This window comes from Bacillus sp. 05T31 (genome assembly GCF_056396725.1).
Genome location: NZ_JBFTMA010001031.1, coordinates 1 through 1,069, shown reverse-complemented (window position 1 = coordinate 1,069; position 1,069 = coordinate 1). Strand labels below are relative to the sequence as shown.

The window sequence follows — 1,069 nt, the reverse complement described above, 5'->3', positions numbered from 1 at the left end:
GTTTGGCATTGCGCAAATTGTAGTAAATCCACCTTTTGCTGCTGCAAGTGTTCCTGTTTCAATTGTTTCTTTATGTTCACCACCTGGTTCACGAAGATGAACGTGTACATCTACTAATCCAGGTGCGATTAACTTTCCATTTACATCGATTACTTCAGCATTATCTGCCGTAATATTTTCTGCTACCTTCGCAATTTTACCGTCTTGTACGAGAAGATCTGTTGCTACAATTGTTCCTTCTGCATTCATATAACGACCATTTTTAAACAAATAATTCATGTTTCATTCCTCCTAATACATTTGGTAATGCGCGTTTTAGTACAGCCATTCTTACGTAGACCCCGTTTTCCATTTGCTTGAATATGCGTGAGCGTTCACACTCGACAAGTTCACTCGCAATTTCAACATCACGGTTTACAGGGGCTGGATGCATAATAATGCTTCCTTCTTTCATACGTTTTTCTCTTTCAACTGTTAACCCATGTTGCTCGTGATACTCTTTCATAATGTCTGTTTCATAATGGTCATGACGCTCATGTTGTACACGAAGTAACATCATCACATCCACTTCTGGAACAAGTTCATCTAAACTCTTGTACGTTCCAAATGTGTTCTCTTCATCTTTCCACTCTTCTGGGCTTGCAAAGTAAATTGTCGCGCCCAGTTTCGTTAATGCTTCTGCATTAGAACGTGCTACTCGGCTATGACGAACATCCCCAACTATTGCAATCTTCAAACCTTCAAATCTTCCAAACTCTTGTTTAATTGTTAGAAGATCGAGTAGACATTGCGTTGGATGATTTCCACATCCATCTCCAGCGTTCAAGATTGGGATATTCACCTGATCTTTTAATTCATCGAAGTAACGATCTTGCTCATGACGGATGACTACCGCTTTTGTTCCGATTGATTCTAGTGTTCTTATCGTATCGTATAAAGTTTCTCCTTTTTGTACGCTAGATGCATCTGCGGAAAAGTCTAATACTTCAAGTCCTAATCTCTTCTCAGCAACTTCAAAGCTAAATCTCGTCCTCGTACTATTCTCAAAGAACAAGTTCGCAACAAATGT

At 39.4% G+C, this 1,069-nt stretch carries 2 protein-coding genes; both read right to left on the bottom strand.

Annotated features, from left to right (window positions below; all coding sequences use genetic code 11):
* Positions 1–279, bottom strand: a 279-nt coding sequence (locus AC1DJR_RS31045) for an amidohydrolase family protein (protein ID WP_477004371.1), incomplete at its 3' end; no start/stop codon positions are given.
* Positions 263–1,069 (bottom strand): aspartate carbamoyltransferase (pyrB, locus tag AC1DJR_RS31040; RefSeq protein ID WP_477004370.1); only part of this gene is annotated, 807 nt, incomplete at its 5' end. The genes AC1DJR_RS31045 and pyrB, both read right to left, overlap by 17 nt.